This window comes from Streptomyces sp. NPDC012825 (assembly GCF_042900925.1).
Lineage (GTDB): Bacteria > Actinomycetota > Actinomycetes > Streptomycetales > Streptomycetaceae > Streptomyces.
On record NZ_JBIBBZ010000001.1, the window covers coordinates 775643 to 800686 of the forward strand.

Genomic DNA, 25044 nt, shown 5'->3' on the forward strand with positions numbered 1-25044 from the left:
CCGGGCCGCCGCTACAGCCAGCCGTTGCGCTTGAGGGTGCGGTGGATGGTGAGGCAGACCACGACGATGCCGGTGAGCACCATCGGGTAGCCGTACCTCCAGTGCAGCTCCGGCATGTGGTCGAAGTTCATGCCGTACACCCCGCAGACCGCCGTGGGGACGGCGACGATCGCCGCCCACGAGGTGATCTTGCGCATGTCCTCGTTCTGCGCGACGGTCGCCTGCGCCAGGTTGGCCTGGAGGATCGAGTTGAGCAGCTCGTCGAAGCCGACGACCTGCTCCTGGACGCGGGCGAGGTGGTCCGCGACGTCCCGGAAGTACTTCTGGATGTCCGGGTCCACGAGCCGCATCGGCCGCTCGCTGAGCAGCTGCATCGGCCGCAGGAGCGGGGTGACGGCCCGCTTGAACTCCAGGACCTCGCGCTTGAGCTGGTAGATCCGGCCGGTGTCCGTACCGCGCGTGGAGCCCTTCACGGCCGGCGAGAAGACGTCGATCTCCAGCTGGTCGATGTCCAGCTCGACGGAGTCGGCGACCGCGATGTAGCCGTCGACGACGTGGTCCGCGATGGCGTGCAGGACGGCCGAGGGGCCCTTGGAGAGCAGCTCGGGCTCGCCCTGGAGGCGGTGGCGGAGGTTGCGCAGGGAGCCCTGGCCGCCGTGCCGGACGGTGATGACGAAGTCGGGGCCGGTGAAGCACATGACCTCGCCCGTCTCGACGACCTCGCTGGTCGCGGTGAGCTCGGTGTGCTCGACGTAGTGGATCGTCTTGAAGACGGTGAAGAGGGTGTCGTCGTACCGCTCCAGCTTGGGCCGCTGGTGGGCGTGGACGGCGTCCTCGACGGCGAGCGGGTGCAGCCCGAACTCGGCGGCGATCCCGGCGAATTCGGCCTCGGTCGGCTCGTGCAGGCCGATCCAGGCGAAGCCGCCCTTCTCCCGTACGCGCCGCATCGCGCCGCGCGGGGTGAGGCACTCGTCGTCCTCGACCCGGCGCCCGTCGCGGTAGACGGCGCAGTCGACGACGGCGGTGGACGCCGAGTGGTCGCGGGTGGGGTCGTACGCGGTGTACGTGGTGGGGGTCTTGCGCAGGGGGTGCCGCAGGCTCGGACGGACGGCGGCACGCAGGTCACGGATCATCGACATGGGCATGCTCCTTCACGGAGAGGCCGTCGGCGAGCGTGGCACAGCCCGGAATGGGGACGTGGAGCTACGTCGTCCACAAAGCGGGCGGCACCGGGGGATCGCGGTGACGGCGTTCGCTACAGACATTCGCTACGGACAAGCGAGGGCGAAATGCTCTTCCGTCGTGCGAGATGCCGGAGAAGGGGGTCGCGCGGTCCGTGCGGATCGGGGGATCGCACGGTCCTGGAGTCGCGTACCCGGGATCACCGGGAGGAAAAGCGCACCGGGCTCGGGTGCGGGGCGGAAGAGCCGCTGGTACTGCCCGACCGACTTCGGTCCATCGCAGCCCCACCTCCTCCGGCCGGTCCCCCGTGGGGGATGACGTGTGACGAGTGGTCGGGGATCCAACGCTCCCGGCCAGCGGCCAAGACTATCAGCCGACAGAGGGTCAATCCCTTTCTTTGCCCGTTCCATACGCGCTTTATGCTCAACTCATGGGAGAAGTTCTTGCTCTGGTCGAGGCCCGGTTGCGCACGGCCCTCGGGGAACCGGACGCGCGCGCCGCGGTGACGTTTCTCGGCACGGACCGGATCGAGGTGCTCCGCTTCGTCGACGGCGATCTCGTGCGGTACGCGACCCTCGGGATGTCCGCGCAGCCGATGGCCGATCCGACCGCCGTGCTCGCCGATCCGGTGAAGGGCCCGCGCGCGGAACTCGTCCTCACCGTACGGGCCGGCTCGGCCGACACCGACAAGGTGCTGCGCCCGCTCGCCGTGCTCGCCGCCGCCCCGCAGGTCGAGGGCGTGGTGGTGGCCCCCGGTGCCTCGCTCGACGTGGGCGAGCCGCTCTGGCCGGGCGCTCCCTTCAGCTCGGTGCTCGTCGCCGAGTCGGGCGGCTTGGTGGAGGACCTGGAGCTGGACGGGCCCCTGGATCCGGTGCGGTTCCTGCCGCTGCTGCCGATGACCCCGAACGAGGCGGCGTGGAAGCGGGTGCACGGGGCGCAGGCCCTGGAGGAGCGCTGGCTGGGGCGGGGGACGGACCTGCGCGATCCCCTGCGCAGGTCCGTGGAGCTGGACTGAGGAGCTGGACGCGAGGGAGCCCCTCGCGCGGCAACCCCGGTCCTCCGTCCGCCGGTTGGCGGCGGCGTCCGGGGCACCCTCCCGCCCGTACGGCCGTATGGATGTAAATGACACCTATACGGGGAGGTGATGTGCGGGTATAGCGGAAGGGATGTGCGAGTGGGCGGCCCGTGTCGGACGGGTGATCGTTCGGGGTCGTCCTTGACGCGGGACGGAAGGGGTAGGACCGTTGAGCCCTATGAGGGGCGAACCCAGTTGTCCGAAGTGCGGTGGCCGGGTCAGAGCGCCCGGCCTCTTCGCCGACTCCTGGCAGTGTGACGTGCACGGCTCGGTGCACCCGCTCCAGCCCGTCGTCCCGCCCAGCGTCGAGGCCCTCGGCGTCGTGGTGCACCGCTCCCGGGTGCCCGTGTGGATGCCGTGGCCCCTGCCCGTCGGCTGGCTCTTCACCGGGGTCGCGTACGCGGGCGACGACCGCAGCGGCGGGCGCGCGACCGCCGTCGCCTGCTCCGGTCCCGGCCCGCTCGGCGGCATCGGGGAGCTGCTCCTGGTCGCCGAGGAGCTCGGCGTCGGCCTCGGCGCCCGGTACGCCGGCATCGACGGGCTCGACCCCGGCTCCGGCATGGCCATCGAGAAGCCGCCCCAGACGAAGGTGCTCGCCGCCGGGCGCCCCACCCCGCTCTGGCACGTCAACGGCGCCCCGCACGACCGCGCGGTCTTCGCGGGCGAGGCGCGCGGCCTGTGGCTGTGGGCGATCGTCTGGCCCGAGCAGTCGGGCCTCCTGATGTACGACGAGCTGGTCCTGACGGACCTGCGGGACGCCGGCGCCGAGGTCGAACTGCTGCCGTGCGGGGCGCTCACGCCGAGACTGCTGGGCTGAGGCGGTAGGGCCGGTGGCCTTGTGGGGCCGGTGGCTCTCCCGGGCTTGCGGCCTTTCCGGGCCGGTGGCTCTCCCGGGCTTGCGGCCCTGCCGGGCCGGTGGCCTTTCCGGGTCGATCGCCTGCCGTCCCGCGCTTGCGGCCCTGCCGCCCCGAGGCGTCGCCGGCCCACGCCTGTCGAGTCGGGGTCGTCGCGCCCAGGCCCCTCCGGCGGGTCGCGGTCCGGAGCGCGACCCGCCTCCGTCCCCGCCGCGCCCCCGGGACCGGCGCGTTCCTTCCGTACGGCGTGTTCGATTCGCCCGTTATGCTGGAGCGTCCCCCGTCCGCCCGAGCCCCCGGAGTACCGCGTCGTGCGCATCGATCTGCACACCCACTCCACGGCCTCCGACGGCACGGACTCCCCGGCCGAACTCGTCCGGAACGCGGCCGCCGCCGGGCTCGACGTCGTCGCCCTCACGGATCACGACACCACCCGCGGCCACGCCGAGGCGGTCGCCGCCCTGCCCGAGGGGCTGACCCTCGTCACCGGGGCCGAACTTTCCTGCCGGCTCGACGGCATCGGCCTGCACATGCTCGCGTACCTCTTCGACTCGGAGGAGCCCGCGCTCCTCGCCGAGCGCGAACTCGTCCGCGACGACCGCGTGCCCCGCGCCCGCGCCATGGTCGACAAGCTCCGGGACCTCGGCGTCCCCGTCACCTGGGAGCAGGTCGCCCGGATCGCCGGCGACGGCTCCGTGGGCCGCCCGCACGTCGCCGAGGCGCTCGTCGAACTCGGGGTCGTGCCCGACGTGTCCGGCGCCTTCACGCCCGAGTGGCTCGCCGACGGCGGCCGGGCGCACGTCGGCAAGCACGAGCTGGACCCCGTCGAGGCGATCCGCCTCGTCAAGGCGGCCGGCGGCGTCACCGTCTTCGCGCACCCCCTCGCCGTCAAGCGCGGCCGGGTGCTCCCGGAGGCCGCGATCGCCCGGCTCGCCGAAGCCGGTCTCGACGGCATCGAGGTCGACCACATGGACCACGACGAGGCGACGCGGGCGCGGCTGCGCGGCCTCGCGAAGGAGCTCGGTCTGCTGACCACCGGCTCCAGCGACTACCACGGCAGCCGCAAGACCTGCCGCCTCGGCGAGTACACCACCGACCCCGAGATCTACGGCGAGATCACCCGCCGCGCGGCGGGGGCCTTCCCGGTCCCCGGCGCCGGGGGACCCGTCACCGCCTAGGCCCCGGGCCTCCGGCCCCGTACCCGCACGGAACCCGCGCGCCCGCGCGCGTCCGCGCGCGTCCGCGCGGTCCGTTCCGCGGCGCCGTCCGCAGGCCTCCCCGCTCCGGGTCCACCCCCGCACGGCCGCGCGCCGTGCGCGGGGCGGCACTCCTCCTGCCCCGGTGACGGAATCCAACGTTCCGGATCCCGTGGGCGACACCCCGCCGTTCCACCTCTCCCGCAAGGCACCCCACCGTGTTCGACGTCGCCGTCTTCGGCTCGCTGTTCCTGACCCTCTTCGTGATCATGGATCCCCCCGGGATCACCCCGATCTTCCTCGCCCTCACCTCCGGCCGCGCCGCCAAGATGCAGCGCCGGATGGCCTGGCAGGCCGTCGCCGTCGCCTTCGGCGTCATCACCGTCTTCGGCATCCTGGGCCAGCAGATCCTGGCGTACCTGCACGTCTCCGTCCCCGCCCTGATGATCGCGGGCGGACTGCTCCTGCTGCTCATCGCGCTCGACCTGCTCACCGGCAAGACCGACGAGCCCAAGCAGACCAAGGACGTCAACGTCGCCCTCGTCCCGCTCGGCATGCCGCTGCTCGCCGGGCCCGGCGCGATCGTCTCGGTCATCCTCGCCGTGCAGCACGCCGACGGCGCGGCCGCGCAGGTCTCCGTCTGGGCCGCCATCGCCGCCATGCACGTCGTCCTCTGGCTGACCATGCGGTACTCGCTCGTGATCATCCGGATCATCAAGGACGGCGGCGTGGTCCTGGTGACCCGGCTGGCCGGCATGATGCTCTCCGCCATCGCGGTGCAGCAGATCATCAACGGCGTCACCCAGGTGATCCGGGGGTCCTGAGCCCTCTCGGACGGGTCCGGACGCCACTGCGCCCCCGTACGGATTCCGCTGTCGCGGAGTCCGTGCGGGGGCGCGGTGCGTGGGGTGGACCGGGCCTGTTACGAGGCCGAGGTCTCGGCGGGGCGGATCCAGATGCGCTGGCCGATCGAGGCGGCCTGCTGCACGATCCGATTGACGGAGGCGGCGTCCACGACCGTCCGGTCGACGGGCGTGCCGTCGACGTCGTCGAGTCGCAGGATTTCGAAGCGCACGGGCTTCTCCCTTCGTCTGAGTTGATCCTCCTGGTGGAGAACTGCGTTACGTACCTCTACAACGACATGCATCCTGCAAACATTCCTTACGCTAAGGAAAATTTTCGGATGACTAAATACTGGCGAGTAAGGGGGTGTGGCGGCCGAACCGGCGGCGGCGGACAATGAGCCGCGTATGAACGACGCAGACACCACTCAGGTGACCGAGACCGACACCCGCCTGCGCGCACTCGACGCACGCCTGGAACGCACCAACGAGCTCCTCCGGCGGATGCTGGCCGAGGTCGCCAAGACCCCTTCCACCCACGCCATCTTCGTCGACGCGGGTTACGTCCATGCTGCGGCCGGGTTGCTGGTCGTCGGCACCGAGGACCGGCGCTCCTTCGACCTCGACGCGGAAGGGCTCATCGAGGCCTTCATCGACAAGGCCCGCACGATCTTCGCGGACAGCCGGCTGCTCCGCGTCTACTGGTACGACGGCGCCCGCCGCCGCATCCACACCCCCGAGCAGCAGGCCATCGCCGAGCTGCCCGACGTCAAGGTCCGCCTCGGCAACCTCAACGCCAACAACCAGCAGAAGGGCGTCGACTCCCTCATCCGCACGGACCTGGAGTCCCTCGCCCGCCACCGCGCCATCAGCGACGCCGCCCTCGTCGGCGGCGACGAGGACCTCGTCTCCGCCGTCGAGGCCGCCCAGGGCTACGGCGCCCGCGTCCACCTCTGGGGCATCGAGGCCGCCGAGGGCCGCAACCAGGCCGAGGCCCTCCTCTGGGAGGTCGACAGCCAGCGCACCTTCGACCTGGACTTCTGCCGCCCGTACGTCACCCGCCGCCCCGTCACCACGTACGAGAACGAGGGCGAGCCGCCGCCCTCCCGCGAGGAGGTGCGCTTCGTCGGCGCGCAGATCGCGGCGACCTGGCTCGCCGAGCGCGGCCGGGACCGGCTCGCCGAGCTCCTGCCCGGCGCGCCCTACCTGCCCGGGACGGTCGACCAGGACCTGCTGGTCGAGGCGGAGCGCCTGCTGAGCCGCTCCCTGCGCGGCCACGCCGCGCTCCGGCGCTCCCTGCGGGACGGCTTCTGGCAGCACCTCAAGGCGCAGTACTGACCTCCGGGGGCGCGACCGCGCGCTCCCAGAAGCCGAGGAGGCGGGCCGTCAGCTCCTCGGGGTGCGACACGTTGGGGGAGTGGCCCGCGCCCGCCACCACCGTGTGGTGCGCGCCGGTGCGGGCCGCCGCCGCGGCGAGGTCCACCGTCGACCAGACCATCTCGTCCGTCCCGTACGCGAAGTGCAGCGGCGTCCGCAGCGCGAGCAGCTCCTCCGTACCGTCCCGGCGGTCGAGCAGCAGCCGCCCGGCGCCCCTCAGCTGGGCGATCCGGGTGCGCGTCCAGCGCCGCAGCAGGAAGTCCGCGAGCCCCGGCACGTCGGACGTGTCCGGCTCCTCGCCCCGGCTGTCCAGCCAGCACATCGCCCGCCACACCCGCTCCTTCGACAGCACCGCGAGCCCGGCCCGCAGCGCCCGCACCCGGATCCGCTGCGGCCGGGAGACCCGGCCGACGCCCGACGAGAGCAGGGTGAGCGAACGGAAGGCGTCCGGCGCGACCGCCACCGCGGCCCGGGCCACCAGCCCGCCGAACGAGTGGCCCACCAGGTGCACGGGTCCGTCCCCGAGCGCCGCGGCCTGCGCCACCGCGTCGAGCGCGAGCGCCCGGCGGCGGTAGGCGGCCCGGCCACGGGGGCCCGGGGAGTCGTACTGCCCGCGCCCGTCCACGGCCACGGCCCGGTACCCGGCCCCGGTCAGCGGCCCCAGGAGGGCCAGGAAGTCCTCCTTGCTGCCGGTGTACCCCGGCAGCAGCAGCACCGTGCCCCGCCGTCGCCCCTCGGGCTCCGCGTCGAGCACGGCGAACGGCCCGCGCACGGTGTCGAGACGGCGGGCGCGGGTGCGGGGCGGCAGGACCAGGGACCTGGGCTTACTCATACCGGGACTGTAGTCCGGGGGCGGCGGGACGGCGCGGCCCGGGGAACACCGCCGCGGCCCGCCCCCGGGAAGGGGACGGGCCGCGGCGGTGGTACGGGACGGGCTCAGCTCTCGGCCGGGGCCGCCGTCTTCTTGGTGGTGCGGCGGCGCGGAGCCGCCTTCTTCGGTTCCTCGGCCACGGCCTCGGCCGCCGGCTCCGCGACGGCCTTCTTCACCGTACGGCGACGGGCCGGAGCCTTCGGCGCCTGCGGCTCGGAGGCCTCGGGCGCCTCGGCGGCGACCGCCTTCTTGGCCGCGCGGCGACGGGGAGCCTTCGGGGCCTCCTCGGCGACGGGGGCGGCCTCGGCGACGGGGGCGGCCTCGGCGACGGCCTCGGCCACCGGCTCGGCCACGGCCTTCTTCGCCGTGCGGCGACGCGGGGCGGCCTTCTTGGGGGCCTCCTCGGCGACCGGCTCGGCGACCGGCTCCGCGACGGGAGCGGCGGCCTTCTCGGCGGAGACCTCGGCCACCGGCTCGACGGCCGGGGCGGTGGCCTTGCGGACGGCACGGCGGCGGCGCGGGGCGGGCTCGGGAGCCTCCTCGGCCACCGGCGCCGGGGTCGCGGCCGGTACGACGATGATCGCGGCCTCGGCGGACGCCGGGGAACCGGCGGCCCGGCTGGCGGCGCGGCGGCGGCGCGGGGCCGGCGCCTCCTCGACGGCCGGAGCCGCGACCGGCTCGGCCACCGGCTCGGCGGCCGGGGTCTCGGCGGTCACCGGCGAACCGGCGGGCCTCCGGGCCGTACGGCGGCGACGCGGGGCCGGAACCTCGGCCGGGGCCTCGGCGGCGACGGGCTCGGCCACCGGGGCGGCGACGGGCTCGACGGTCCGGACGGCCGTCCCGACGGCCTCGGGGGCCTGCGGGGCCTCGACGGCCTTGTCGGCCGCACGGCGGCGCGGGGCCCGCTTCGGCTCCTCGGCCTTCGGCGCCGCGACGGCGACCGGCTCCTCGGCCTTCGGCGCCGCGACGGCCGACTGCGCCCGCAGGGCGGCCGCGGCGGTCTCGGGCGTCTGGAAGGAGACGGTCTCCTCGACCGGGCGCACCCGGGCACGGCGCCGGCGCACGACCGGAGCGGGCTCCTGGACGGCGGGGGCCGCGGGCGTACGGACCGCCGGAGCGGACTGGACGGCCCGGACCGCCTCCGGGCGGGCGGCGCGGGTACGGCGACGGGGGGCCTTCGGCTCCTCCTCGGCCCTCGGGGCCTCGGCCTTCCGCTCCTCGGCCTTCGGGGTCTCGGCCTCGGGCGTCTCGGTGACGGCCGGAGCCGGGGCCTCGGTCTTCGGCGTCTCGACGGCCCTCGGCGCCTCGGCGACGGCGACCGGAGCCGCCTGGGCGACCGGAGCCGTCCGCTCGACCGGCGCGGCGCCCTGGACGCCGACCCGGGTGCGACGGCGGCGGCGCGGAGTGCGCGGACCGGACTCGGTCCGGGCCTCGTCACCGTCACCCGCCGGCACGGCGACCGGAGCCGTCCGGGCGGACCGCTCGGCACGCTCCGGCGCCGCCGGGGCGTCGACGGCGTCGTCGCCGCCGCGGGTGCGCCGGCGCTGGCGCGGGGTCCGGGTGCGCTCCGGGCGCTCCTCGGTCCGCTCCGCCGCCTTCGGGCCGCGGCCACGGCGCCCGCCGGGCTCGCCCAGGTCCTCCAGCTCCTCCGCGCCCAGACCCGCGCGGGTCCGCTCGGTGCGGGGCAGGATGCCCTTGGTGCCCGCCGGGATGTCCAGCTCCTCGTACAGGTGCGGGGAGCTGGAGTAGGTCTCGACCGGCTCGTGGAAGTCCAGGCCGAGCGCCTTGTTGATCAGCTGCCAGCGCGGGATGTCGTCCCAGTCGACCAGGGTCACCGCCGTACCCTTCGCGCCCGCGCGGCCGGTGCGGCCCACACGGTGGAGGAACGTCTTCTCGTCCTCCGGCGACTGGTAGTTGATGACGTGGGTGACGCCCTCGACGTCGATGCCGCGCGCGGCGACGTCGGTGCAGACGAGCACGTCGACCTTGCCGTTGCGGAAGGCGCGCAGCGCCTGCTCGCGGGCGCCCTGGCCCAGGTCGCCGTGGACGGCGCCGGAGGCGAAGCCGCGGCGCTCCAGCTGCTCGGCGATGTCGGCCGCCGTGCGCTTCGTACGGCAGAAGATCATCGCGAGCCCGCGGCCGTTGGCCTGCAGGATGCGGGAGACCATCTCCGGCTTGTCCATCGAGTGCGCGCGGAAGACGTGCTGCTTGATGTTGGCGACGGTGACGCCCTCGCCGTCGGGCGAGGTGGCGCGGATGTGCGTCGGCTGCGACATGTAGCGGCGGGCCAGGCCGATGACCGCGCCCGGCATGGTGGCCGAGAACAGCATGGTCTGGCGCTTCGCCGGAAGCATGTTCATGATCTTCTCGACGTCGGGCAGGAAGCCCAGGTCGAGCATCTCGTCGGCCTCGTCCAGGACGAGGACCCGGACGTGGGAGAGGTCGAGCTTGCGCTGGCCGGCCAGGTCGAGCAGGCGGCCGGGGGTGCCGACGACCACGTCGACGCCCTTCTGGAGCGCCTCGACCTGCGGCTCGTACGCCCGGCCGCCGTAGATGGCGAGCACGCGCACGTTGCGCACCTTGCCGGCGGTCAGCAGGTCGTTGGTGACCTGGGTGCACAGCTCGCGGGTGGGCACGACGACGAGCGCCTGCGGGGCGTCGGTCAGCTGCTCGGGCTTCGCCCGGCCGGCCTCGACGTCCATGGGGACGGTCACCCGCTCCAGGATCGGCAGGCCGAAGCCGAGGGTCTTGCCCGTGCCGGTCTTGGCCTGGCCGATGACGTCGGTGCCGGTGAGGGCGACCGGGAGGGTCATCTCCTGGATGGGGAAGGGGTTCACGATGCCGACGGCCTCCAGGGCCTCGGCCGTCTCGGGAAGGATTCCGAGCTCTCGGAAAGTCGTAGTCAGGGTGCTGCCTCTTCTGTGAGACGCGGCGCGAGGCGAACGAAGGGGGTCGTACCGTGCCGGATCACCGTCGGCGCGATCGGGAAGACCGCCGCCGGGTGGCACGGGACCACTGCCGTCGCTCGAGCGTCGTACCGCTGAGGGTGACCCTTCCGCGGGTCCGCCGGAAGGGCTGTCGGGCCGGAGCCGATCGGGCCACCGACCGGGCATCCTCATTCATGAGTCGGCCCACCGGATACGTCCGAACGTACGAAAGCATGTCCGCATACTCGGCAGGCGCCTTACCACTGTACCCCGGAATCGCGCATGTGTGTCGGGGGAAAACGTGATGAGGGCACGGTCACACTGACTGACCAGGACCTTCCCGGGCCCTACGGGCGGGCTATTGTGCGCTCCATGGAGACGCCTGACAACGCCACACCCACCGGGATCGCCGCCGAGGACTGGGCGACGGCATCCGCCGAGCCGCAGTACCGAGCCGCCGTGATCGACCTCCTCGGCGCCCTCGCCTACGGGGAGCTGGCGGCCTTCGAGCGGCTCGCCGAGGACGCCAAGCTGGCGCCGACCCTCGCGGACAAGGCGGAGCTGGCGAAGATGGCCTCGGCCGAGTTCCACCACTTCGAGCAGCTCCGGAACCGCCTCGCGGCCGTCGACGCGGAGCCGACGGCGGCCATGGAGCCCTTCGCGAAGGCGCTCGACGACTTCCACCGCCAGACCGCGCCGTCGGACTGGCTGGAGGGCCTGGTCAAGGCGTACGTGGGCGACTCGATCGCCAGCGACTTCTACCGGGAGGTCGCGGCCCGGCTCGACTCCGACACGCGCGGCCTGGTGCTCTCCGTGCTCGACGACACCGGCCACGGCAACTTCGCCGTGGAGAAGGTCCGCGCCGCGATCGACGCCGACCCGCGCGTCGGCGGCCGGCTCGCGCTCTGGGCGCGCCGGCTGATGGGCGAGGCGCTCTCCCAGGCCCAGCGCGTGGTGGCCGAGCGGGACGCGCTCTCCACCATGCTGGTCGGCGGCGTCGCGGACGGCTTCGACCTCGCGGAGGTCGGCCGGATGTTCTCCCGGATCACCGAGGCGCACACCAAGCGGATGGCCGCGCTGGGCCTCGCCGCCTGATCGTGCGGGGCGGCGGCGCTCAGACCGTCGCTGATCGGCGCAGTCGGTGCGCGGCGCGGGGGCGGGGGCGGACCAGGAGCGACAGCACGACCGCCGCCACCGCCACGGCGCCCACCAGGGTCGCGAAGGGGTGACCGGGGCCGAGCGCCCCGTGGGTGACGAACGCGCCGAACACCCCGCCGAGCACGCCGGTGACGAGGACGAGCCCCCGGCCGGGGAGGCGATCGGGCAGCCGGTGCACGGCGGCCCACGCCAGGACGAGACCGAACAGGGCGGAGCCGAGGGCTTCCAGGTACATCGGGGGATCACCTCGCGAGGGGTGCGGGGCGGGTGGTGCGGTCGAGGTCGTACCTACCCGTGGCGTTCGGCGCGCAATCCTCCCGTACCACCCGACGTGGGCATACGGGCACACGGACACACGGAAGGGCCCGGCGGACCGAGGACGGTCCGCCGGGCCCTTCCCGTCACTCCCGGGCTCAGATCGCGCCGAACCCCACGCGGCGGACGGCGGGCTCGCCGAGCTCCACGTACGCGATCCTGTCGGCCGGAACGAGGACCTTGCGGCCCTTCTCGTCCGAGAGGCTGAGCAGCTGCGTCTTGCCGGCCAGCGCGTCGGCAACCGCGCGCTCGACCTCCTCGGCGGACTGCCCGCTCTCCAGAACGATCTCCCGGGGCGCATGCTGCACGCCGATCTTGACCTCCACGGCTATGTCCCTCCGAACGGTCAGCGTTGCGCGATTCATCCGCGCCGTACGCTGCACACATTAGCCCGGTGAGGGGAGGCGCACGGTGCGGTCGCCGCACGCCAGGAGCGAACACGCGCCGGGAGGCGGGGTCAGTGGCCCTCGGCGCTCAGCAGGCCGTCGGCCGGGTGGAGCGGGAAGCCCGCGATGCCGCGCCAGGCGAGCGAGGTGAGCAGCTCCACCGCCTTGTCGCGGGGGATGGGGGACTCGCTCGACAGCCAGTAGCGGGCCACGACCTGGGAGACGCCGCCGAGGCCCACGGCGAGCAGCATCGACTCGTCCTTGGACAGGCCGGTGTCCTCGGCGATCACCTGGGAGATCGCCTCGGCGCACTGGAGGCTGACCCGGTCCACGCGCTCGCGCACGGCCGGCTCGTTGGTCAGGTCCGACTCGAAGACCAGCCGGAACGCGCCGCCCTCGTCCTCGACGTAGGCGAAGTACGCGTCCATGGTCGCCGCGACCCGGAGCTTGTTGTCCGTCGTGGAGGCCAGGGCGGTGCGCACCGCCAGGAGGAGGGACTCGCAGTGCTGGTCCAGGAGGGCCAGGTAGAGCTCCAGCTTCCCCGGGAAGTGCTGGTACAGCACCGGCTTGCTGACGCCCGCCCGCTCGGCGATGTCGTCCATGGCGGCGGAGTGGTACCCCTGGGCGACGAAGACCTCCTGGGCCGCGCCGAGCAGCTGGTTCCGTCGGGCACGTCGCGGCAGGCGCGTGCCCCGAGGGCGTGCTGCCTCTGTCTGCTCGATGGCGCTCACGCGGCCTCCCAAGTTTCGATCCATGCGCGCTGTAGCGACGCGCCGCCATCGTACTTTTGGGTAACCCGGCTGTGCGCGGTGCGGACGCAGAATTTCACGGACCGGACACCGGGGTCGACAGCCGGTTCAGGATTGAACCGAACGAATCGGTGACGCGGGCGGTCCGGCGACGGCCGCCTCCGTGTCCGTACGCGCTTCCGCCCGGGTGTGCGTCCGGGCGTTTCAGCGGTAGTCGTCCTCGTCCAGGGCGACGACGCGGGCCTGCTCGGACGCGTCGGCCTCGTTCGCCGACTCGCGCTCGACGTGGGTCAGCGGCTCGTCCTCGCTCGGCCGGAGCTCGGTGTGCTGCTCGGCGGCGTCGGCCTCCGGCGTCTCCTCGTGCAACTCGACGACCTCCTCCTCGGCGAACGTGTCCGGCTCGGTCGGATCGACAGTCATGCGGCTCCCTCCGGTAGACGGATCGAGGTCCTGCCCCACGGCTTCCCTTCGAGCCTAGGAGTACACGCGCCCCGCCGCACACGGACTTGTGACCGCACCCACACGCGGGGGCGCGTGATCGTCTCGTAATATTGCGGCCATGTCCTCGACCGAGCTGCCGGAAACCCGGACCGCCGCCGCACCACCCGCGTCGCGGTCCCGCACCGTACGGGTCGCCGACGGCGAGGAGCTCCGCTCCGTCGCCCTGCCCGGCCTCGGCCTGATCGTCCGCGCCCGGCCCGGCAACCGGCCGGGACTGCCGCCCGCGCTGTACGTCCACGGCCTCGGCGGCTCCTCGCAGAACTGGTCCGCCCTGATGCCGCTGCTCGCGGACACGGTCGACGGCGAGGCCGTCGACCTGCCCGGCTTCGGCGTCTCCCCGCCGCCCGCGGACGGCGACTACTCGGTCACCGGGCACGCCCGCGCCGTCATCCGGCTCCTCGACTCCGAGCGGCGCGGACCGGTCCACCTCTTCGGCAACTCGCTGGGCGGCGCCGTCGCCACCCGCGTCGCCGCCGTCCGGCCCGACCTGGTCCGCACCCTCACCCTGATCTCGCCGGCCCTGCCCGAGCTGCGCGCCCAGCGCAGCGCCTGGCCCACCGCGCTGCTCGCGCTGCCCGGCGTCTCCTCCTTCTTCGCCCGGCTCACCCGGGACTGGACGGCCGAGCAGCGGGTCCGCGGGGTCATGGCGCTCTGTTACGGCGACCCCGGCCAGGTGACCGACGAGGGCTTCCTGCACGCGGTCGAGGAGATGGAGCGGCGCCTGGAGCTCCCGTACTTCTGGGACGCGATGGCCCGCTCCTCGCGCGGCATCGTCGACGCGTACACCCTCGGCGGGCAGCACGGGCTGTGGCGGCAGGCCGAGCGGGTCCTCGCCCCGACGCTGCTGGTCTACGGCGCGCGCGACCGGCTCGTCTCGTTCCGGATGGCCCGGAGGGCGGCCACCGCCTTCCGCGGCTCGCGCCTGCTGACCCTGCCCGACGCGGGGCACGTGGCGATGATGGAGTACCCCGAGACGGTCGCCCAGGCCGTCCGGGAACTGATCGCCGATCACGGCGGGAGCTGATCCGGGGCGTGGGACGACACAGCCGCAAGGGCGCCGCGCCCTCACCGGCCGACACCGGCCGGGCGCGGGACGAGGGGCAGCGGGGACGGACCGGGGCGGAGCCGGACGCGACCGGACCGGCCCCCGGCACGGGCCGCCGCCGCAGGACCGCGGCCGCGACCGACGAAGGACAGGACCCGACGGGCACACCGGCCGCCGGGACACCGGTGTGCGGATCGCCTCCGTACGGTGCTTCCGCACGGGGGCCCGCGGCGTACGGCACGCCGACGCACGGGACTCCCGCGCACGGAACCCCGGCGCACGGTACGCCCGCCCACGGCACACCCGCGCGAGGCGTCCCGGTCCACAAGACCTCCGCGCAGGGGACTCCGGCTCACGGGACCCCGGCACATGGAACCCCCGCCCACGGCACCCCCGTTCGCCGGGCGGGTGCCGTGCGCGGTGGGCATCCGCAGCACGAAGAGGGTGGGGCGCGTCCCGCTCCGTACGGCGGTCGGCGCGGTCGGACGCTGACCGCCGAGCCCGAACGGGCCGACGAGCAGGAGCCGTTCGTCCCCGGGCCCCGTCACGAGGACGGGCCCGGAGCCGAGGGCGCGGCCGGCCGGGGCGGACTCGGCCGCACCCTCACCGGGGTCGCGGCCGCCGCCGTCGCCACCGTCCTCGCCGTCGTCGTCGCCGGACAGGTCACCGACAGGGACGTGCCCGCGCTCACCCCGCGCGCCGCCGGGGAACCGGCCGAGCGGACCGTGGACGACTCCTCCGCCTCCCGCTCCGAGGGCCGGACCACCCCGACGCTCCCCGCGCTCCCCGCGCTGCCCTCGAAGGCCCCGGCGCCCACGTACGAGCAGCTGATGACCCGGCAGTTCCCCATCGACCCCCGGCTGAAGGGGGCCGGCGCCTTCGAGGCCGTCCGGGGCTTCCAGAAGGCGCCCGGGAAGGGGCGGCTCGTCCGCTACCGCGTCGACGTCGAGAAGGGGATCGGGCTCGACCCGGAGCTCTTCGCCGACGCCGTGCAGAAGACCCTCAACGACCCGCGCAGCTGGGCCGGCGACGGCGCGATGACGTTCGAGCGGATCGCCGCCGGGGAGGCGGAGTTCGTCATCACGCTCGCCAGCCCCGGCACCACCGCCGACTGGTGCCGCAAGTCCGGGCTCGACACGACGGTCGACAACGTGTCCTGCGACTCCGCCTCCACGGAGCGCGTGATGATCAACGCGTTCCGCTGGGCCAGGGGCTCCAGCACCTTCGGGCCCAAGGCCATGCACGCCTACCGCCAGATGCTCATCAACCACGAGGTCGGCCACCGCCTCGGGCACAACCACGTGTCCTGCCGCACCCCCGGCGCGCTCGCCCCCGTGATGCAGCAGCAGACCAAGTCCCTGGACATCGACGGCATTCGCTGCCGACCCAACCCGTGGGTGTACCCCGGGAGTTGAGACACCCCCCGGTCGGCGGCCGCCCCATGGTCGATCACATGCCGAGACGCTTGTCTCAAAAGCAGTGCGAAACGCGTTGACATCGCTCGCGTGTTCGTCCATATTTCTCGGCATGTCGACCCGTCACGCCGTCTCCGAGTGCGCCGCCATCGAGCTGGCGCTCATCGGCGTGTCCGGACATGCAGTGTCCGACGTTCTCTGTCGCTGACCGCTGCCCGAGCGCAGATCGGCCCCTTCGCGTCTCCCCGCACCGGCCGATGCCCTTCCGCGCCCGGGCTCCCGTCCCCGTGGGCGCGGCTCCCCCCTGTGTCAGGAACGCTCGGCGACTTCCCGTGAACGCCGTCTCTCGCCGCTGCCCGCGTGGAACTCCCTTTCCCGTCACCGCAGTTGTTCCGAGAGGTCTTTCCCGATGCGTCAACCGTCCGTCATTTCCCGCCGCGTGGCAGCGGCCGCCGTCAGTGTCGTCCTGGCCTCGGGCGCCGCCGCCTGCGCGGGACCCGAGGACGCCGGCGCCGGGAACGGCACCTCCGGCAAGGGCTCGGCCGCACCGAAGAAGGGCGGCACGCTCACCGTCCTCAACGCCGAGGCCCAGACCGACTTCGACCCCGCCCGCCTCTACACCTCCGGCGGCGGCAACGTCCCCTCCCTCGTCTTCCGCACGCTCACCACCCGCAACCGCGAGGCGGGCGCCGCCGGCACCCAGGTCGTCCCCGACCTGGCCACCGACACCGGCCGTCCCAACAAGGACGCCACCGAGTGGACGTACACCCTCAAGGACGGGCTGAAGTTCGAGGACGGCACGCCCATCACCAGCGCCGACGTCAAGTACGGCATCGAGCGCTCCTTCGCCGCCGAGCTCTCCGGCGGCGCCCCCTATCTGCGTGACTGGCTGGTCGGCGGCGACACCTACCAGGGCCCCTACAAGGACCCCGAGGGCCTCGCGTCGATCGTCACCCCCGACCCGAAGACCATCGTCTTCAAGCTGAGGAAGCCCGAGGGCGAGTTCCCCTTCGTCGCCACCCAGACGCAGTTCGCCCCCGTCCCCAAGGCCAAGGACAAGGGCGCGAAGTACGAGGAGCACCCCGTCTCCTCCGGTCCGTACAAGGTCGTCGAGAACGAGAACGACGGCGAGCGGCTCGTCCTGGAGCGCAACGAGCACTGGGACCCCGGGACCGACGAGGAGCGCAAGGCCTACCCGGACAAGATCGACGTCCGGTCCGGGCTCGACGAGGCCGTCATCAACCAGCGCCTCGCCGCCTCCTCCGGCGCCGACGCCGCCGCCGTCACCACCGACACCAACCTGGGCCCCGCCGAACTCGCCCAGATCGGCTCCGACAAGGCGCTCGCCGCCCGCGTCGGCACCGGCCACTTCGGCTTCACCAACTACATCGCCTTCAACCCGAAGGTGAAGCCCTTCGACAACCCGAAGGTCCGCCAGGCCGTCGCGTACGCGGTCAACCGCACCAGCGTCGTCAACGCCGCCGGCGGCTCCTCGCTCGCCGAGCCCGCCACCACCTTCCTGCCCGAGCAGAAGGCCTTCGGCTTCACGCCGTACGACCACTTCCCGGCCGGGAAGACGGGCGACCCGGAGAAGGCGAAGCAGCTGCTCAAGGAGGCCGGTTTCCCCAAGGGGCTCACCGTCACCCTGCTGCACTCCACCGCCCAGAACCGGGCTACCAGCCCCGAGATCGCCACCGCCGTCCAGGAGGCCCTCGGCAAGGCGGGCATCACCGTCGAGCTCGACGGCCAGGAGCCCAACTCCTTCAACGAGAAGCGCTGGAGCGTCAAGGACGCCCCCGGCTTCTTCCTCTCCCGCTGGGGCGCCGACTGGCCGGCCGGCGGCCCGTTCCTCGCGCCGATCTTCGACGGGCGCCAGATCGTCACCAACGGCTCCAACTACAACCACGCGCAGCTCGACGACCCGGCGGTCAACAAGGAGATCGACGAGATCAACAAGCTGACCGACCTGAAGGCCGCCGCCCCGCGCTGGGGCGCCCTCGACCGGAAGATCGGCGAGCAGGCGCTCGACGTGCCGCTCTTCCACCCGGTCTACAAGCGCCTCGTCGGCAAGGACGTCAAGAACGTCGTCATCAGCGACTGGACCGGAGTCCTCGACGTCTCGCAGGTCGCGGTCAAGTGACCACCCCGACCGACGCGCCGGCGCCCGTGGCGGGAATCCCCGCCACGGGCGCCGCCCGGCAGGTGTGGCGCCGGCTGCGCACCCGCCCGGCCGCCCTCGCCTCCCTCGCCGTCCTGCTCCTGCTCGTCCTCCTCGCCCTCGCCGCGCCGCTGCTCGCCGCCCTGGAGGGCCAGGACGCGTACGCGTACCACGACGACCTCGTGGACTCGGCGCGCGGCGGCGTCCCGTACGGCTCCTTCGGCGGCGCGAGCGCCGACCACTGGCTCGGCGTCGAACCGGGCACCGGCCGCGACCTGTTCGTCCGGCTCCTGTACGGCGCCCGGATCTCGCTGCTCGTCGGCATCGGCGCCACCGCCGTCCAGATCCTGATCGGCGTCCTCGTCGGCCTCGCCGCCGGACTCGGCAACCGCTGGGTCGACACCGTCCTCGGCCGCGCCACCGACGTCCTCGTCGCCCTCCCGATGCTGGTCCTCGCCATCTCGCTGACCGCCGTCGTCCCCCGCGACTTCCCCCGGCCGCTGCTCCTGATCCTCGTCATCGGGTTCCTCGGCTGGGCCGGCACCTCCCGGATCGTGCGCGCCCAGACGCTCACCCTCAAGAGCCTCGACTTCGTCGCCGCCTCCCGCCTCGCCGGCTCCGGACGGTGGCGGACCGCACGCCGGGAGCTGCTGCCCTCGCTCGCCGCCCCCGTCATCACCTACGCGGCGATCCTCGTCCCCACCAACATCGTCGTCGAGGCGTCCCTCTCCTTCCTCGGCGTCGGCGTCACCCCGCCCACCCCGTCCTGGGGACAGATGCTGTCGACCGCGCAGACCTGGTTCCGCGCCGACCCGGCGTACGTCCTGCTGCCCGCCGGACTGCTCTTCACCACCGTGCTCGCCTCCACCGTCCTCGGCGACGCGGTCCGCACGGCCCTCGACCCGCGCGAGGCGAGCCGGCTGCGCGTGGGCACCCGTAAGGAGTCCTCCCGATGACCCGCTTCGTCCTCAAGCGGCTCGCGGGTGCCGCGCTCGTCCTCCTGGCGCTCTCGGTCCTCGTGTACGCGCTCTTCTACGTGGCCCCCGGCGACCCCGCCCGGCTGGCCTGCGGCGAGCGCTGCAACCCCCAGCAGATCGCCCAGGTGCGCGAGCAACTCGGCCTGGATCAGAGCGTGTTCGCGCAGTACCTGCACTTCCTCCAGGGCGTGTTCACCGGTCGCGACTACTCCACCGGGACCTCCGTCGTGCACTGCGACGCGCCCTGCCTCGGCCTGTCGTACCAGAGCGACCAGCAGGTCACCCGGCTCGTCCTGGAGCGCCTGCCCGCCACCGCCTCCCTCGCCCTCGGCGCCATGGTCGTCTGGCTCCTCGTCGGCGTCGGCACCGGACTGCTCTCGGCGCTGCGCCGGGGCGGCATCACCGAGCGCGTCCTCACCGTGCTCACCCTCGCCGGCACCGGCACGCCCGTCTTCATCCTGGGCCTGCTCCTCCTCATGGCCGTCTGCGCCCACCTCCGGTGGCTGCCCTTCCCCAGCTACGTGCCGCTGGGCGAGGACCCCGAGCAGTGGGCCTGGAACATGCTGCTGCCCTGGATCACCCTCGGCTTCTTCGAATCCGCCAAGTACGCCCGCCTCACCCGCGCCTCCACCCTGGAGACGCTCGCCGAGGACCACATCCGGACCTTCCGCGCCTACGGGGTGGGGGAGCGGTCCGTCGTCACCCGGCACGCCCTGCGCGGCGCCGTCCCGCCGGTGATCGCGATCAGCGCCGTCGACCTCGGCTCGATGTTCGGCGGGGCCGTGCTCACCGAGTCCCTCTTCGGCATCCCCGGCCTCGGCAAGACCCTCATCGACGGGGTCCGCCAGATCGACCTGCCCGTGGTGGTCGGCGTGGTCATGGTGATGGGCACGGCCGTCGTCCTCGCCAACGTCCTCGCGGACCTGCTGTACGCGGCCGCCGACCGAAGGGTGGTCCTGACGTGACGACCGCGACCGCTTCCGGACCGGCCCCGTCCGCGACCGAAGCCCCTCTGGTCGACGTGCGGGACCTGTCCGTCTCGTTCGACCGCGACGGCGGCTCCGTACGCGCCGTCGACGGGCTCTCCCTCACCCTCGCCGAGGGCCGCGCGCTCGCCCTCGTCGGGGAGTCCGGCAGCGGCAAGTCCACCGTCGCCGGCGCCCTCCTCGGCCTCCACCGGGGAACCGGCGCGCGGGTCACCGGCTCCGTGCGCGTCGGCGGCATCGACGTCGCCACCGCCGGCCCCGGCGACCTGCGGCGCCTGCGCGGCGGCGTCGCCGCCATGGTCTTCCAGGACCCGCTGTCCTCCCTCGACCCCTACTACGCCGTCGGCGACCAGATCGCCGAGGTGTACCGGATCCACGCCGGGGGCTCGCGGAAGGCCGCCCGCGCCCGCGCCGTGGACGTCCTCGACCGGGTCGGCATCCCCGACGCGGCCCGCCGCTCCCGCGCCCGCCCGCACGAGTTCAGCGGCGGCATGCGGCAGCGCGCCCTCATCGCGATGGCCCTCGCCTGCGAGCCCCGGCTCCTCGTCGCCGACGAGCCGACCACCGCCCTCGACGTCACCGTGCAGGCCCAGATCCTCGACCTGCTGCACGAGCTGCGCCGCGAGACCGGCACCGCGCTGCTCCTGGTCACCCACGACGTGGGCGTGGCCGCCGAGAGCGTCGACGAGGTGCTCGTCATGCGCGACGGGCGCGAGGTCGAGCGCGGCCCCGTCGCCGGCCTCCTGGGCGCGCCCTCGGAGCCGTACACGCGGAAGCTGCTCTCCGCCGTGCCCCGGCTCGACGGGCCGCTCAGGGAACCGTCGCGGGAGCGGGAGGTGCTCCTCGAAGCGGACGGTCTGCGGCGGGAGTTCGGGCGCGGCAGGCGGGCCGTGACCGCCGTCGACGACATCTCCCTCACCGTCCGCGCGGGCGAGACCCTCGGCGTCGTCGGGGAGTCCGGCAGCGGCAAGACCACCCTCGGCCGGATGCTGGTCCGGCTCCTCGACCCGACCGCCGGCCGGCTGCGCTACCGGGGCGCGGAGATCGGCGCCCTGCCGGAGCGGGAGCTGCGCCCGTACCGCCGCGAGCTCCAGATGGTCTTCCAGGACCCCGTCGCCTCCCTCAACCCGCGCCGCTCCGTCGGCGAGTCGATCGCCGACCCGCTCCGGACGGCGGGGGAGCGCGACGAGCGGCGGATCCGGGACCGGGTGCGGGAGCTGCTCGACCGGGTGGGGCTCGACCCCGACCGGTACGAGGCCCATCCGCACGAGTTCAGCGGCGGCCAGCGCCAGCGCGTCGGCATCGCCCGCGCCCTCGCCGCCGAGCCCCGCCTGATCGTCTGCGACGAACCCGTCTCCGCGCTCGACGTCACCACCCAGGCCCAGGTGACCGCGCTGCTCGCCGAGCTCCAGGCCGAACTCGGCCTCGGACTCGTCTTCGTCGCCCACGACCTCGCGGTCGTCCGCCGGGTCAGCGACCGGGTCGCCGTCATGCGCGGCGGCCGGATCGTCGAACAGGGCACGGTCGAGGAGGTGTACGGGACGCCCCGGGACCCGTACACCCGGCAGCTGCTCGCCGCCGTCCCCTCGCTCGACCCGGTCCTCGCGGCGGCGCGCCGGGAACAGCGCCGCGAGCGGCTAGGGAAGCAGGGCCAGGAGCTGGCCGTCGCCTGACCCTCCGTGATCGTTCCGCCGCATACCGCGACAGAACGCGACCGGGGGGGGAAAGTTACGAGCATTCACCCCTTCCGGTGGTGCGACGGACAACCGTCCGTCGCGCCACCGACTTCTTTGTTTACGTTCTTCCCGCTGGGAGTCACCGGACCAACGGTGGCCGCCGTCAAGGGAGATCGGGGGTGCGCTCGTGCGGATCGGACTGCTCACGGAGGGTGTCCACCCGTACGCCACCGGTGAGTCCGGGGTCTGGTGCGAGCGGCTCGTGCGCGGTCTCGCACAGCACCGGTTCGACCTGTACGCCGTCGGCCGCCCGTCCCCCGCCGGCGCCCCTCCGCCGCTGCCCCCCAACGCCCGGCTCGTCCGCGCCGCCGACCCCGGGGACGCCTCCGCCGGTCTCCTCGAACGGGCCGCGTCCGGCACGGCCCGTGCCGCCCGCCGCGCCTACGGCCGCCGTGACCGACACCGCTTCACCGGGGCGTACGAGCGCCTCGCCACCGGCCTCTGCGCGGAGGAGGGCGCCGCCGACGGCACGGACGCCTTCGCCGAGGGGCTCTACGCGCTCGCCGAACTCGCCCGCGAGCGCGGCGGACTGCCCGGCGCGCTCCGCTCCGACGACGCCGTCCGCGCCCTCGAAGCCGCCTGCCGCGCGCCCGGCGCGCGCCGGGGCGCGGCCGCCGCCGGACTCCCCGACCACCTCGCCCTCGCCGAGCACCTGGAGCGGGTCCTGCGCCCCCTCTCCCTCGACTGGTACGAGGAGGACGCCCTCGGCGCGGCCGACCTCTGCCACGCCGCCGCCGGAGGCACCACCGCCCTCCCCGGACTCCTGGCCGCACACTTCTTCGGGACCCCGCTCCTGGTCACCGAGTACGGCGTCCCGCTCCGCGCCCACTACCTCTCGGCCGCCGGCGCCGACCGCTCCGCACCCCTGCGCGCCCTGCTCGCCTCCCTCCACGGGCGGCTCACCGCCGAGGTCTACCGGCGGGCCGCCCTGCTCACCCCCGGCAACGCCCACACCCGCCGCTGGCAGGAGAAGTGCGGCGCCGACCGGGACCGCGTCCGCACCGTCCACCCCGGCATGGCGGCCGGCCGCTTCGACGGGGTCGGCGAGGACGAGGAGAGCGGCGACCCCACCACCCTGGTCTGGGTCGGCCGCGCCGAACCCGCCAAGGACCTCGTCGCCCTGCTGCACGCCTTCGCCGACCTCAGGGCCCGGCAGCCCGACGCCCGGCTGCGGATCGTCACCGTCCCCGCGCGGGACCCGGGCGCCGAGGCGTACCTCGCCCACTGCGAGGCGTTCGCCGCGCAGCTCTTCCCCGACGAGGCCGCCGGGGCGCACGCCGTCGGCGAGAACCCCGTCTCCTTCGAGGAGCTCGGCGGCCCGGAGGCGCCCACCCTGGAGGAGACGTACGCCTCCGCCGCGGTCGTCGTGCTCTCCAGCGTCGTCGAGGGCTTCCCGGCCGGTCTCGTCGAGGCGATGTTCTGCGCGCGGGCCACCGTCTCGACCGACGTCGGCGCGGTCGTCGAGATCATCGGCGGCACCGGGCTCGTCGTGCCCCCGCGCAACCCCCGGGCGCTCGCCGACGCCTGCCTCGCGCTGCTGCGCGACCCCGGGCGCCGGCACCGGCTCGGCGCCGCCGCCCGCGCCCGCGCGCTCGAACTCTTCACCGTCGAACAGAACCTGGCCGCCTTCCGCGGCATCTACCTCGAACTCCTCTCCCGCGCGCCGGTGCGCCACCGCCCCGGCGACGGAGCCCTCTTCGCCCACCCCGCCGAGGCGCACGTGCCGGGCAGCTGGCACCCCGGGGCCGTGACCGCGGGAGCCCCCGATGCCTGAAGGAGACGACCCCATGCGCGGCTCCGCCGCCCCGCCGAGCCCCGGAGCCCGGGACGCCCGGGCCGAGATCCTCCTCGGCGCGCCCGCCCTCACGGCGGGCACCGTCGAGGACCCCCCGTCCGGGATAGTCCGGGCCCCGGGGGCGGCCACGGCGACACCCCTGCGGCCCGACCCGACCGCCCCCGCCCCCCGAGAGGACCGGGAGGAACGGTCCGCCGAACCGCCGCGGCCCCCGACCGGGCACGGGAACGAGCACGCGCACGAGCACGCGTACGGGAACGAAGGCGCGTACGAGCACGCGCACGGGCCGTCGGTGGACCGGGACGCGCCGGACGCCGCCCCGGACACGGCGCCCGTGCCCGAGGCGGCCGCTCCCACCCCCCGCCCCCGGCACGGCACCGCCGACCCCGTGCGCGTGCTCGTGCACCGGCACCGGGAGCTGTGCGAACGGGCCGTCGACGCCCTCGAAGTGGCCGCCGGACTCGAAGCGCGGGGATTCACCGACCGGACCGCCGCGCGCTACCGGCACCGGGACGTGTTCTCGCTCGCCGAGGAGCTGTACGCACGCGTGCCGCGCGGCACGGAGGAGACGGGGGCCGCCGCCGGGGCCCGGCCCGAACCCGTCGCCCCCTGGGCGCTCGCCGTCCTCGCGCCCGGCGCCGCCGCCGCGCTCGCCGGGCTCGGCCTCGCCCTCACCCACGGGCCCGTGCGCGCCGCCGTCGGCGCCGCCGGGGCCCTCGGTCTCGGCGGGGCGCTGCTCCTCGCCGTCCGGCGCGGCCCCCTCCGCGCGCCCGGCGGGCGGACCGCGCCCGCCGCCCGACTCTGGACCCTCTGGCTCCTGGCGTACGCGGCCGGCGGTGACGGACTCCTCGCGGAGGCGCTCACCGGCGGCCCCGACGGGGCCTGGGACCTCACCCCGGGGCCCCTCCTCGGTCTCGCGCTCGCCGTCGCCCCCGCCGCCTGGTGCGCCCACCTCTTCGCCCGTCGGGCCCGCCGCCGGATCGCCGGCAGCCGGGGCCTCGCCGACTTCGCCGCCGCCGTCCGGCCGCTGCTCCTCGGCACCCTGACCCTCCAACTCCTCGCCCTCACCGCCCTCCTCGTCCCCACCGGGGCCGGCCCCGGGGCCCTCGCCCTCGGCGCGCTCCTCCTGCTCGCCCGCCTCCTCACCGTCCACGGCCACCCCGAGACGGCCTCGGCCGCCCTCGCCGCGGCCTGCGCCGCCGAGGCGCTCGCCCTCGCGAGCGTCCTCTCCTCCCGCCTCCCCGCCCCCGGCTTCGACGCGCTCGCCGTCCCGGTGCGCACCCTCGTCGACGCCTGGGGTCCCGGGGCCGTCCCCACCCTCGTCTGCGGCGCCGCCGCGCTCGGCCTCCTGGCCCACGCGACCGGCTCCCTCACCCGGGCCTCGGCCCACGCCGCCCCGTGAACCCCCCGCGCACCCGCGGAGCCGACACCGCGGGCGCACCCCGCCACCCCTCTCATCACCCCGCAAGGAGAACGAAGACCATGACCCCGCAATCCCG

General features: G+C 74.4%; 23 protein-coding genes. 15 read left to right on the forward strand and 8 right to left on the reverse strand.

Annotated elements, in window-relative coordinates; all coding sequences use genetic code 11:
- Positions 1-11: 11 nt before the first annotated feature.
- Complete coding sequence (locus tag ACFY7E_RS03815; RefSeq protein WP_383441053.1) at positions 12-1139, reverse strand: magnesium and cobalt transport protein CorA; 1128 nt, start codon at positions 1137-1139, stop codon at positions 12-14.
- Positions 1140-1612: 473 nt separating this feature from the next.
- On the opposite strand from ACFY7E_RS03815, the gene ACFY7E_RS03820 reads away from it, so the two are divergent.
- The 4 genes from ACFY7E_RS03820 to ACFY7E_RS03835 all read left to right on the forward strand — a co-directional run bounded on the left by ACFY7E_RS03820 (position 1613) and on the right by ACFY7E_RS03835 (position 5131).
- Complete coding sequence (locus tag ACFY7E_RS03820) at positions 1613-2197, forward strand: suppressor of fused domain protein (RefSeq protein WP_389480394.1); 585 nt, start codon at positions 1613-1615, stop codon at positions 2195-2197.
- 238 nt (positions 2198-2435) lie between these two features.
- Complete coding sequence (locus tag ACFY7E_RS03825; RefSeq protein WP_389480396.1) at positions 2436-3074, forward strand: DUF6758 family protein; 639 nt, start codon at positions 2436-2438, stop codon at positions 3072-3074.
- A gap of 348 nt (positions 3075-3422) precedes the next feature.
- A complete protein-coding gene (locus ACFY7E_RS03830; protein ID WP_389480398.1) occupies positions 3423-4289 on the forward strand; it encodes a PHP domain-containing protein in 867 nt (288 codons plus the stop codon).
- Between the two features lie 236 nt (positions 4290-4525).
- Positions 4526-5131, forward strand: coding sequence for a MarC family protein (locus ACFY7E_RS03835; RefSeq protein WP_389480400.1), 606 nt, complete (start codon positions 4526-4528; stop codon positions 5129-5131).
- A 98-nt stretch (positions 5132-5229) separates the two neighbouring features.
- Here ACFY7E_RS03835 and ACFY7E_RS03840 read toward each other — a convergent pair whose 3' ends face one another.
- Positions 5230-5382, reverse strand: a complete 153-nt coding sequence (locus ACFY7E_RS03840; RefSeq protein ID WP_104860408.1) for a hypothetical protein — start codon at positions 5380-5382, stop codon at positions 5230-5232.
- 175 nt (positions 5383-5557) lie between these two features.
- Here ACFY7E_RS03840 and ACFY7E_RS03845 point away from each other — a divergent pair, with 175 nt between their 5' ends.
- A complete protein-coding gene (locus tag ACFY7E_RS03845) occupies positions 5558-6487 on the forward strand; it encodes an NYN domain-containing protein (RefSeq protein ID WP_383441063.1) in 930 nt (309 codons plus the stop codon).
- Here ACFY7E_RS03845 and ACFY7E_RS03850 read toward each other — a convergent pair.
- A complete protein-coding gene (locus ACFY7E_RS03850) occupies positions 6471-7358 on the reverse strand; it encodes an alpha/beta fold hydrolase (RefSeq protein WP_389480403.1) in 888 nt (295 codons plus the stop codon). The genes ACFY7E_RS03845 and ACFY7E_RS03850 overlap by 17 nt on opposite strands.
- 104 nt (positions 7359-7462) lie before the next feature.
- Positions 7463-10210, reverse strand: a complete 2748-nt coding sequence (locus ACFY7E_RS03855; protein ID WP_389481032.1) for a DEAD/DEAH box helicase — start codon at positions 10208-10210, stop codon at positions 7463-7465.
- Between the two features lie 486 nt (positions 10211-10696).
- On the opposite strand from ACFY7E_RS03855, the gene ACFY7E_RS03860 reads away from it, so the two are divergent.
- Positions 10697-11419, forward strand: coding sequence for a ferritin-like fold-containing protein (locus ACFY7E_RS03860; protein ID WP_024759557.1), 723 nt, complete (start codon positions 10697-10699; stop codon positions 11417-11419).
- 19 nt (positions 11420-11438) lie between these two features.
- Here the strand turns inward: ACFY7E_RS03860 and ACFY7E_RS03865 are convergent, their stop codons facing one another.
- From ACFY7E_RS03865 to ACFY7E_RS03880, 4 genes are all read right to left on the reverse strand, one after another.
- A complete protein-coding gene (locus ACFY7E_RS03865; RefSeq protein ID WP_389480406.1) occupies positions 11439-11717 on the reverse strand; it encodes a hypothetical protein in 279 nt (92 codons plus the stop codon).
- A gap of 178 nt (positions 11718-11895) precedes the next feature.
- Positions 11896-12123: a DUF3107 domain-containing protein gene (locus ACFY7E_RS03870; protein WP_389480408.1), complete on the reverse strand. Its 228-nt coding sequence runs from the start codon at positions 12121-12123 to the stop codon at positions 11896-11898.
- Positions 12124-12254: 131 nt separating this feature from the next.
- On the reverse strand, positions 12255-12914 hold the full coding sequence (locus tag ACFY7E_RS03875; protein WP_383445816.1) for a TetR/AcrR family transcriptional regulator: 660 nt from the start codon (positions 12912-12914) through the stop codon (positions 12255-12257).
- Between the two features lie 222 nt (positions 12915-13136).
- Complete coding sequence (locus ACFY7E_RS03880; RefSeq protein WP_389480411.1) at positions 13137-13352, reverse strand: hypothetical protein; 216 nt, start codon at positions 13350-13352, stop codon at positions 13137-13139.
- Between the two features lie 139 nt (positions 13353-13491).
- Between ACFY7E_RS03880 and ACFY7E_RS03885 the strand changes: the two genes are divergently transcribed.
- The 9 genes from ACFY7E_RS03885 (at position 13492) to ACFY7E_RS03925 (ending at position 24947) form a co-directional block, all read left to right on the forward strand.
- Positions 13492-14457 (forward strand): alpha/beta fold hydrolase, encoded by a 966-nt coding sequence (locus ACFY7E_RS03885; RefSeq protein WP_389480414.1) that lies wholly within the window; start codon positions 13492-13494, stop codon positions 14455-14457.
- An 8-nt stretch (positions 14458-14465) separates the two neighbouring features.
- Positions 14466-15893 (forward strand): DUF3152 domain-containing protein, encoded by a 1428-nt coding sequence (locus ACFY7E_RS03890; RefSeq protein WP_389480417.1) that lies wholly within the window; start codon positions 14466-14468, stop codon positions 15891-15893.
- Positions 15894-16005: 112 nt separating this feature from the next.
- A complete protein-coding gene (locus ACFY7E_RS03895; protein ID WP_324610424.1) occupies positions 16006-16101 on the forward strand; it encodes an Ms4533A family Cys-rich leader peptide in 96 nt (31 codons plus the stop codon).
- A 201-nt stretch (positions 16102-16302) separates the two neighbouring features.
- Positions 16303-18033, forward strand: coding sequence for an ABC transporter substrate-binding protein (locus ACFY7E_RS03900; protein ID WP_389480420.1), 1731 nt, complete (start codon positions 16303-16305; stop codon positions 18031-18033).
- Entirely contained in the window at positions 18030-19007 is a 978-nt protein-coding gene (locus ACFY7E_RS03905; protein WP_389480423.1) for an ABC transporter permease, read from the forward strand. Before ACFY7E_RS03900 ends, ACFY7E_RS03905 begins: the two co-directional genes overlap by 4 nt.
- Complete coding sequence (locus ACFY7E_RS03910) at positions 19004-19993, forward strand: ABC transporter permease (protein ID WP_389480425.1); 990 nt, start codon at positions 19004-19006, stop codon at positions 19991-19993. The genes ACFY7E_RS03905 and ACFY7E_RS03910 overlap by 4 nt, the downstream gene beginning before the upstream one ends.
- Positions 19990-21687: a dipeptide ABC transporter ATP-binding protein gene (locus ACFY7E_RS03915; RefSeq protein ID WP_389480427.1), complete on the forward strand. Its 1698-nt coding sequence runs from the start codon at positions 19990-19992 to the stop codon at positions 21685-21687. The genes ACFY7E_RS03910 and ACFY7E_RS03915 overlap by 4 nt, the downstream gene beginning before the upstream one ends.
- Positions 21688-21877: 190 nt before the next feature.
- Positions 21878-23524 carry a glycosyltransferase gene (locus ACFY7E_RS03920; protein ID WP_389480429.1) on the forward strand — a complete coding sequence of 549 codons (1647 nt, stop codon included), beginning with the start codon at positions 21878-21880 and terminating at the stop codon, positions 23522-23524.
- Positions 23517-24947 carry a hypothetical protein gene (locus ACFY7E_RS03925; protein WP_389480431.1) on the forward strand — a complete coding sequence of 477 codons (1431 nt, stop codon included), beginning with the start codon at positions 23517-23519 and terminating at the stop codon, positions 24945-24947. Before ACFY7E_RS03920 ends, ACFY7E_RS03925 begins: the two co-directional genes overlap by 8 nt.
- Positions 24948-25044 lie beyond the last annotated feature (97 nt).